Annotated in this window: 6 protein-coding genes and 3 pseudogenes; 5 read left to right on the top strand and 4 right to left on the bottom strand. The window is 51.5% G+C overall.

What is annotated here, in order from left to right; all coding sequences use genetic code 11:
- Positions 1-421: 421 nt before the first annotated feature.
- The 3 genes and pseudogenes from ACOTX1_RS23535 to ACOTX1_RS23545 all read left to right on the top strand — a co-directional run bounded on the left by ACOTX1_RS23535 (position 422) and on the right by ACOTX1_RS23545 (position 2,416).
- Positions 422-1,555 (top strand): glutathione-independent formaldehyde dehydrogenase, encoded by a 1,134-nt coding sequence (locus ACOTX1_RS23535; protein WP_017384068.1) that lies wholly within the window; start codon positions 422-424, stop codon positions 1,553-1,555.
- A 165-nt stretch (positions 1,556-1,720) separates the two neighbouring features.
- Positions 1,721-1,996 (top strand): IS1-like element transposase, encoded by a 276-nt coding sequence (locus ACOTX1_RS23540; protein WP_000179213.1) that lies wholly within the window; start codon positions 1,721-1,723, stop codon positions 1,994-1,996.
- Positions 1,997-2,040: 44 nt separating this feature from the next.
- Positions 2,041-2,416, top strand: a pseudogene (locus ACOTX1_RS23545) (IS1 family transposase).
- Positions 2,417-2,430: 14 nt separating this feature from the next.
- Here the strand turns inward: ACOTX1_RS23545 and ACOTX1_RS23550 are convergent.
- From ACOTX1_RS23550 to lacI, 4 genes and pseudogenes are all read right to left on the bottom strand, one after another.
- Positions 2,431-2,571: pseudogene (locus ACOTX1_RS23550) on the bottom strand (maltose acetyltransferase domain-containing protein); the annotation flags it as partial.
- Between the two features lie 65 nt (positions 2,572-2,636).
- Complete coding sequence (gene lacY / locus ACOTX1_RS23555; protein WP_003846917.1) at positions 2,637-3,890, bottom strand: lactose permease; 1,254 nt, start codon at positions 3,888-3,890, stop codon at positions 2,637-2,639.
- A gap of 51 nt (positions 3,891-3,941) precedes the next feature.
- On the bottom strand, positions 3,942-7,016 hold the full coding sequence (gene lacZ, locus ACOTX1_RS23560) for a beta-galactosidase (RefSeq protein WP_007894989.1): 3,075 nt from the start codon (positions 7,014-7,016) through the stop codon (positions 3,942-3,944).
- 121 nt (positions 7,017-7,137) lie between these two features.
- The gene (gene lacI, locus ACOTX1_RS23565; RefSeq protein ID WP_007851507.1) at positions 7,138-8,220 is read right to left on the bottom strand and encodes a DNA-binding transcriptional repressor LacI; all 1,083 of its coding nucleotides are present in this window, start codon (positions 8,218-8,220) and stop codon (positions 7,138-7,140) included.
- A gap of 407 nt (positions 8,221-8,627) precedes the next feature.
- On the opposite strand from lacI, the pseudogene ACOTX1_RS23570 reads away from it, so the two are divergent.
- Both ACOTX1_RS23570 and ACOTX1_RS23575 read left to right on the top strand, forming a co-directional pair.
- Positions 8,628-9,284 (top strand): annotated as a pseudogene (locus ACOTX1_RS23570) (IS110-like element IS4321 family transposase); the annotation flags it as partial.
- Between the two features lie 36 nt (positions 9,285-9,320).
- A partial coding sequence (locus tag ACOTX1_RS23575; RefSeq protein ID WP_223175615.1) for a hypothetical protein occupies positions 9,321-9,394 on the top strand: 74 nt, incomplete at its 3' end.

Genomic DNA, 9,394 nt, shown 5'->3' on the forward strand with positions numbered 1-9,394 from the left:
AACAGTAAGCGTCGGCATGGTTCTAGCGAACAGATGTCACCGACAGAATATGAAAACCAGTATTATCAACGGCTCGGAAGTGTCTAGATTATCCGTGGCGATTCACTAGGGTTACCTAATTCACCTATGTCTACTTCTGGCACAATGCAGAAATGAGATAGATTTACTTTATCCGCTTCTCGCTCAAAGCTGTCCGTAATCCCCTGCCTGCTTAAAAAAACCGGATTAACGTGTGATGTTTTTACGTTTTCCAGGCAGCCTTCATCGGTAAGTACCTGTCTTACAGACTTCAATGCACTTAGTTAAGAAACATCCTAATCGTCCTTTCGCCGATCGCGAGATCTGTTATGGCAGCTAAACTCGATTGATACCCCAATCCGCCGGGCAGCATTTCCTTTCCGCACGCAAGAAGGAGAAGATCATGAAAGCAGTAATTTACAACGGTCCTTATGATGTAAAAGTAAAAGACGTACCGGATGCGAAAATTGTCCGCCCCACGGATGTACTCGTCCGCATCACCACCACCAACATTTGTGGGTCGGACTTGCACATGTATGAGGGCCGGACCAGCTTTGAACAGGGACGGATTCTGGGTCACGAAAACCTGGGTGAAGTGGTCGAAATTGGCTCAGGCGTTGAACGTATTAAGGTGGGCGACTATGTTTGTCTGCCGTTTAACGTGGGATGTGGTTTTTGCGAAAACTGTGAAAAAGGTCTGACCGGCTTTTGTCTCACTACCAATCCGGGTTCGGCAGGCGCAGCTTATGGTTTTGCTGAAATGGGTCCCTGGGAGGGGGGGCAGGCGGAACTGCTTCGGGTGCCATTTGCCGACTTTAACTGCCTTGTTCTTCCCCCTGATGCGGCAGAAAAAGAAGATGATTATGTGATGCTCTCTGACATTTTTCCTACCGGCTGGCATGCAACAGAACTTGCCGGATTGAAGCCTGGTGAAAGCGTGGCCATTTATGGCGCGGGGCCGGTCGGTTTGATGGCAGCTCATTCGGCGATCATTAAAGGTGCTTCACAGGTGTTTGTGGTTGATACGCACACAGACCGGTTGGCTCTGGCTGAAAAAATGGGGGCGACGGGCATCAATGCTACTGGCGATGAAGCTGTACAAAAAATTCTCGACCTGACGGATGGACGCGGTACGGATTGTGGCTGCGAATGTGTTGGCTATCAGTGCTGTAACAAACATGGCCATGAAGATAACTCTGTCACCATGAACAGTCTTGTTGCGTCGACGAAAGCAACCGGGGGAATTGGTGTGGTTGGCGTCTTTATTCCTCAGGATCCGGGGGCTGAATCGGAGCTTGCCAGAGAGGGTAAGATGCCATTTGATTTTGGGAGTTTCTGGTTTAAAGGACAGGCAATCCGTACCGGCCAGGCGAACGTTAAGGCCTATAACCGTCAGCTGTCTCGCCTCATCCATCACGATAAAGCCAGTCCGGGCAAAATAATTTCTCATCGTCTTTCGCTTGAAGAGGCTCCTGCCGGATATAAGCACTTCGATGAGCGGGATGAAGGATGGACGAAGGTTATCCTTAAGCCTTAAATAGAGTTATCCGGTATGAGAAAGCAAAAACCGGGAAAGAATGTATGACTTTTGACAGGGTGCAATAAAATATCCTGTCAGGGCGTTATTATTCATACTTTCAGCTGCCAGGTGATGCTGCCAACTTACTGATTTAGTGTATGATGGTGTTTTTGAGGTGCTCCAGTGGCTTCTGTTTCTATCAGCTGTCCCTCCTGTTCAGCTACTGACGGGGTGGTGCGTAACGGCAAAAGCACCGCCGGACATCAGCGCTATCTCTGCTCTCACTGCCGTAAAACATGGCAACTGCAGTTCACTTACACCGCTTCTCAACCCGGTACGCACCAGAAAATCATTGATATGGCCATGAATGGCGTTGGATGCCGGGCAACCGCCCGCATTATGGGCGTTGGCCTCAACACGATTTTACGTCACTTAAAAAACTCAGGCCGCAGTCGGTAACCTCGCGCATACAGCCGGGCAGTGACGTCATCGTCTGCGCGGAAATGGACGAACAGTGGGGATACGTCGGGGCTAAATCGCGCCAGCGCTGGCTGTTTTACGCGTATGACAGGCTCCGGAAGACGGTTTGCGCACGTATTCGGTGAACGCACTATGGCGACGCTGGGGCGTCTTATGAGCCTGCTGTCACCCTTTGACGTGGTGATATGGATGACGGATGGCTGGCCGCTGTATGAATCCCGCCTGAAGGGAAAGCTGCACGTAATCAGCAAGCGATATACGCAGCGAATTGAGCGGCATAACCTGAATCTGAGGCAGCACCTGGCACGGCTGGGACGGAAGTCGCTGTCGCTCACAAAATCGGTGGAGCTGCATGACAAAGTCATCGGGCATTATCTGAACATAAAACACTATCAATAAGTTGGAGTCATTACCCTTTTTTCAACTTCTGATGGATGCGAGTGATTGAACTCATACATTAATGTTTTCCCACGAAGTCTTTTTTCAGGTAAGCCTTCGCACATATCGGTAAATAGCTTGCCTGCTTTTATTTTTTCTGTCATCGACATGTTCATTTTTAACATTCCGTCCTGATAAGTTGGTCGGATAAGGCGCTCGCGCCGTATCCGACATTAATTTCTTAAGCGACTTCATTCACCTGGCGACGCAGCAGAGAAAGTGGGCCGGGGCCGCTAAGCGTGAACACGGAAATTAAGGTGAAGCCCAGCGCCACCAGACCCAGCACCAGGTAAGCGCCCTGGAAACCGATGCTTTCATACATATTGCCCGCCAGAATAGACATAAAAATCATCGCCAGTTGCTTAAAGAAGCAGAAACAGACCAGATAAATCGTCGCTGAAAAACGCACTTCAAACTGGCTGGTAATATATTTAAAGCAGCCCACCAGCAGGAACGGTACTTCAAACATATGCAGCGTTTTCAGAATAACCACTTCCAGTGCTGAGGTAGCGAACGATGAGCCAATAATACGTACTGACATAATAGTGCCAGCCAGCAGCAGGGCGTTTTTCCCACCGATGCGATTAATGATCAGTGGCGCAAAAAACATAATCGAGGCGTTAAGTAATTCGCCCATTGTCGTTACGTAGCCAAATACCCGCGTACCCTGTTCACCGGTAGCAAAGAACGAAGTAAAGAAATTAGCAAACTGTTGGTCAAAAACATCGTAGGTGCAGGAAACGCCAATAACATACAGTGACAAAAACCACAGTTTTGGCTGTCTGAACAGTTCCAGCGCCAGCTTAAGGCTAAATGCCGAATGGTTGGCACCTACCGCATTGGCAACCGTGGCAGAAGAGGGCGCATCCGTTTTGGCGAAAAAGAGTAAAACGGCGAGGATGAATGCACAGCCAGAACCCAGCCAGAAAACAAACTGATTATTGATGGTGAACATGATGCCGACAATCGAGGCACACAGCGCCCAGCCAACACAGCCAAACATCCGCGCGCGACCATATTCGAAATTACTGCGACGGCTGACTTTCTCGATAAATGCCTCTACTGCTGGCGCACCGGCGTTAAAACAAAAGCCTAGATAAATACCACCAACAATCGATCCTACTAAAATGTTGTATTGTAACAGTGGCCCGAAGATAAAAATAAAGAACGGCGCAAACATCACTAACATGCCGGTAATAATCCACAGCAGGTATTTGCGCAGCCCGAGTTTGTCAGAAAGCAGACCAAACAGCGGTTGGAATAATAGCGAGAACAGAGAAATAGCGGCAAAAATAATACCCGTATCACTTTTGCTGATATGGTTGATGTCATGTAGCCAAATCGGGAAAAACGGGAAGTAGGCTCCCATGATAAAAAAGTAAAAGAAAAAGAATAAACCGAACATCCAAAAGTTTGTGTTTTTTAAATAGTACATAATGGATTTCCTTACGCGAAATACGGGCAGACATGGCCTGCCCGGTTATTATTATTTTTGACACCAGAGCAACTGGTAATGGTAGCTACCGGCGCTAAGGTGGAATTCCGCCGACACTGACGGGCTCCAGGAGTCGTCGCCACCAATCCCCATATGGAAACCGTCGATATTCAGCCATGTGCCTTCTTCCGCGTGCAGCAGATGGCGATGGCTGGTTTCCATCAGTTGCTGTTGACTGTAGCGGCTGATGTTGAACTGGAAGTCGCCGCGCCACTGGTGTGGGCCATAATTCAATTCGCGCGTCCCGCAGCGCAGACCGTTTTCGCTCGGGAAGACGTACGGGGTATACATGTCTGACAATGGCAGATCCCAGCGGTCAAAACAGGCCGCAGTAAGGCGGTCGGGATAGTTTTCTTGCGGCCCTAATCCGAGCCAGTTTACCCGCTCTGCTACCTGCGCCAGCTGGCAGGTCAGGCCAATCCGCGCCGGATGTGGCGTATTGCTCGCCACTTCAACATCAACGGTAATCGCCATTTGACCACTTCCATCAATCCGGTAGGTTTTCCGGCTGATAAATAAGGTTTTCCCCTGATGCTGCCACGCGTGGACCGTGGTAATCAGCACCGCGTCGGCAAGCGTATCTGCCGTGCACTGCAACAACGCTGCTTCGGCCTGGTAATGGCCCGCCGCCTTCCAGCGTTCGACCCAGGCGTTAGGGTCAATGCGGGTCGCTTCACTTACGCCAATGTCGTTATCCAGCGGTGCGCGGGTGAACTGATCGCGCAGCGGCGTCAGCAGTTGTTTTTTATCGCCAATCCACATCTGTGAAAGAAAGCCTGACTGGCGGTTAAATTGCCAACGCTTATTATCCAGCTCGATGCAAAAATCCGTTTCGCTGGTGGTCAGTTGCGGGATGGCGTGGGGCGCGGAGGGGAGTGTCACGCTGAGGTTTTCCGCCAGACGCCACTGCTGCCAGGCGCTGATGTGTCCGGCTGCTGACCATGTGGTCGCGTTCGGTTGCACTACGTGAACCGTTAGCCAGAGTTGTCCGGCGCTCTCCGGCTGCGGTAGTTCAGGCAGTTCAATCAACTGTTTACCTTGTGGAGCGACATCCAGAGGCACTTCACCGCTTGCCAGCGGCTTGCCATCCAGCGCCACCATCCAGTGCAGGAGCTCGTTATCGCTATGACGGAACAGGTATTCGCTGGTCACTTCGATGGTTCGCCCGGATAAACTGAACTGGAAAAACTGCTGCTGGTGTTTTGCTTCCGTCAGCGCCGGATGCGGCGTGCGGTCTGCAAAGACCAGACCGTTCATGCAGAACTGGCGATCATTCGGCGTATCGCCAAAATCACCGCCGTAAGCCGACCACGGATTGCCATTTTCATCATATTTAATCAGCGACTGATCCACCCAGTCCCAGACGAAGCCGCCCTGTAAACGGGGGTACTGACGAAACGCCTGCCAGTATTTAGCGAAGCCGCCAAGACTGTTACCCATCGCGTGGGCGTATTCGCAAAGGATCAGCGGGCGCGTCTCTCCAGGCAACGAAAGCCATTTTTTGATGGACCATTTCGGCACAGCCGGGAAGGGCTGGTCTTCATCCACGCGCGCGTACATCGGGCAAATAATATCGGTTGCGAAGGTGTCGGCTCCGCCGCCTTCATACTGTACCGGGCGGGAAGGATCGACAGATTTGATCCAGCGATAGAGTGCGTCGTGATTAGCGCCGTGGCCTGATTCATTCCCCAGCGACCAGATGATCACACTCGGGTGATTACGATCGCGCTGCACCATTCGCGTTACGCGTTCGCTCATCGCGGGTAGCCAGCGCGGATCATCGGTCAGACGATTCATTGGCACCATGCCGTGGGTTTCAATGTTGGCTTCATCCACCACATACAGGCCGTAGTGGTCGCACAGCGTGTACCACAGCGGATGGTTCGGATAATGCGAACAGCGCACGGCGTTAAAGTTGTTCTGCTTCATCAGCAGGATATCCTGCACCATCGTCTGCTCATCCATGACCTGACCATGCAGAGGATGATGCTCGTGACGGTTAACGCCGCGAATCAGCAACGGCTTGCCGTTCAGCAGCAGCAGACCATTTTCAATCCGCACCTCGCGGAAACCGACATCGCAGGCTTCTGCTTCAATCAGCGTGCCGTCGGCGGTGTGCAGTTCAACCACCGCACGATAGAGATTCGGGATTTCGGCGCTCCACAGTTTCGGGTTTTCGACGTTCAGACGTAGGGTGACGTGATCGGCATAACCACCACGCTCATCGATAATTTCACCGCCGAAAGGCGCGGTGCCGCTGGCGACCTGCGTTTCACCCTGCCACAAAGAAACCGTCACCCGCAGCTCATCGCGCAGCTCGCCGTACATCTGAACGTCTGCCTCCAGTACAGCGCGGCTGAAATCATCATTAAAGTGAGTGGCTACATGGAAATCGCTGATTTGCGTGCTCGGTTTATGCAGCAACGAGACGTCACGGAAAATGCCGCTCATCCGCCACATATCCTGATCTTCCAGATAACTGCCGTCACTCCAGCGCAGCACCATCACCGCGAGGCGGTTTTCTCCGGCGTGTAAAAATGCGCTCAGGTCAAATTCAGACGGCAAACGACTGTCCTGTCCGTAACCGACCCAGCGCCCGTTGCACCACAAATGAAACGCCGAGTTAACACCATCAAAAATAATTCGCGTCTGGCCTTCCTGTAGCCAGCTTTCATCAACATTAAATGTGAGCGAGTAACAACCCGTCGGATTCTCCGTGGGAACATACGGCGGATTGACCGCAATGGGATAGGTCACGTTGGTGTAGATAGGCGCATCGTAACCGTGCATCTGCCAGTTTGAGGGGACGATGACAGTATCGGCGTCAGGAAGATCGCGCTCCAGCCAGCTTTCTGGTACCGCTTCTGGTGCCGGAAACCAGGCAAAGCGCCATTCACCATTCAGGCTGCGCGACTCTTGGGAAGGGCGATCGGTGCGAGCCTCTTCGCTATTACGCCAGCTGGCGAAAGGGGGATGTGCCGCAAGGCGATTAAGTTGGGTAACGCCAGGGTTTTCCCAGTCACGACGTTGTAATACGACGGCCAGTGAATCCGTAATCATTGTCATAGTTGTATCCTGCGTGAATTGTTATCCGCTCACATTTTCGCATAACATACGAGCCGGACACATAGAGTGTAAAGCCTGGGGTGCCTAATGAGTGAGCTGACTCACATTAATTGCGTTGCGCTCACTGCCCGCTTTCAAGTCGGGAAACTTGTCGTGCCAGCTGCATTAAGGAATCTGCCAACGTGCGGGGAGAGGTGGTTTGCGTATTGGGCGCCAGGGTGGTTTTTCTTTTCACCAGTGAGACGGGCAACAGCTGATTGCTCTTCACCGCCTGGCCCTGAGAGAGTTTCAGCAAGCGGTCCACGCTGGTTTGCCCCAGCAGGCGAAAATCCTGTTTGATGGTGGTTAACGGCGGGATATAACACGAGCTGTCTTCGGTATCGTCGTATCCCACTACCGAGATATCCGCACCAACGCGCAACCCGGACTCGGTAATGGCGCGCATTGCGCCCAGCGCCATCTGATCGTTGGCAACCAGCATCGCAGTGGGAACGATGCCCTCATTTAGCATTTGCATGGTTTGTTGAAAACCGGACATGGCACTCCAGTCGCCTTCCCGTTCCGCTATCGGATGAATTTGATTGCGAGTGAGATATTTATGCCAGCCCGCCAGACGCAGACGCGCCGAGACAGAACTTAATGGGCCCGCTAACAGCGCGATTTGCTGGTGACCCAATGCGACCAGATGCTCCACGCCCAGTCGCGTACCGTCTTCATGGGAGAAAATAATACTGTTGATGGGAGTCTGGTCAGAGACATCAAGAAATAACGCCGGAACATTAGCGCAGGCAGCTTCCACAGCAATGGCATCCTGGTCATCCAGCGGATAGTTAATGATCAGCCCACTGACGCGTTGCGCGAGAAGATTGTGCACCGCCGCTTTACAGGCTTCGACGCCGCTTCGTTCTACCATCGACACCACCACGCTGGCACCCAGTTGATCGGCGCGAGATTTAATCGCCGCGACAATTTGCGACGGCGCGTGCAGGGCCAGACTGGAGGTAGCAACGCCAATCAGCAACGACTGTTTCCCCGCCAGTTGTTGTGCCACGCGGTTGGGAATGTAGTTCAGCTGCGCCATCGCCGCTTCCACCTTTTCCCGCGTTTTCGCAGAGACGTGGCTGGCCTGGTTCACCACGCGGGAAACGGTCTGATAAGAGACACCGGCATACTCTGCGACATCGTATAGCGTTACTGGTTTCACATTTACCACCCTGAATTGACTCTCTTCGGGTGCTATCATGCCATACCACGAAATGTTTTGCGCCATTCGGAGGGGGCACGCCGAAGTGAGATTCAAAATGCCGACGTCAGTTCACAGGTGGGTAATGATACCAACGTGTTGATTTCGTATTTTCACTGACACCAGGATCATCCTGATGTTACAAGGATTGAATGACTACAGATTAAAATAGTCATCAACAGGTTGACAGCATTACCGTTTTTTTCGTCTCATTTTTATCGTATTCGGGTGTCTGTCTGTACCATGCAGACGCTCGCTTTTTGTAATGCCAGCTAAAGAAACAGGCTTAACGTAGGATATTTAATGAGATGGTCACTCCCTCCTTCCCGGTACTATGCTGAGGACAGGCTTTCATTCGGAGAACTATCATGGAAAACATTGCGCTCATTGGTATCGATCTGGGTAAAAACTCTTTCCATATTCATTGCCAGGATCGTCGCGGGAAGGCTGTTTACCGTAAAAAATTTACCCGGCCAAAGTTGATCGAATTTTTGGCGACATGCCCCGCTACAACCATCGCAATGGAAGCCTGTGGCGGTTCTCACTTTATGGCACGCAAGTTGGAAGAGTTGGGGCATTCCCCAAAGCTGATATCACCACAATTTGTCCGCCCGTTCGTTAAAAGCAATAAAAACGACTTTGTCGACGCCGAAGCTATTTGTGAAGCTGCATCGCGTCCGTCTATGCGTTTTGTGCAGCCCAGAACGGAATCTCAGCAGGCAATGCGGGCTCTGCATCGTGTCCGTGAATCCCTGGTTCAGGATAAGGTAAAAACAACCAATCAAATGCATGCTTTTCTGCTGGAATTTGGCATTAGCGTTCCCCGAGGAGCTGCCGTTATTAGCCGACTGAGTACCATTCTTGAGGATAATAGTTTGCCTCTTTACCTCAGCCAGTTATTGCTGAAATTACAACAGCATTATCACTATCTTGTTGAGCAGATTAAAGATTTGGAATCCCAGTTGAAACGAAAGTTGGACGAAGATGAGGTTGGACAGCGCTTGCTGAGCATTCCCTGCGTCGGAACACGGCTTTGTTGAATAAATCGAACTTTTGCTGAGTTGAAGGATCAGATCACGCATCTTCCCGACAACGCAGACCGTTCCGTGGCAAAGCAAAAGTTCAAAATCACCAA

The sequence above is a fragment of the Enterobacter cloacae complex sp. IR5401 genome (genome assembly GCF_049238425.1).
In the GTDB taxonomy this organism is placed as follows: Bacteria; Pseudomonadota; Gammaproteobacteria; order Enterobacterales; family Enterobacteriaceae; genus Enterobacter; species Enterobacter hormaechei_C.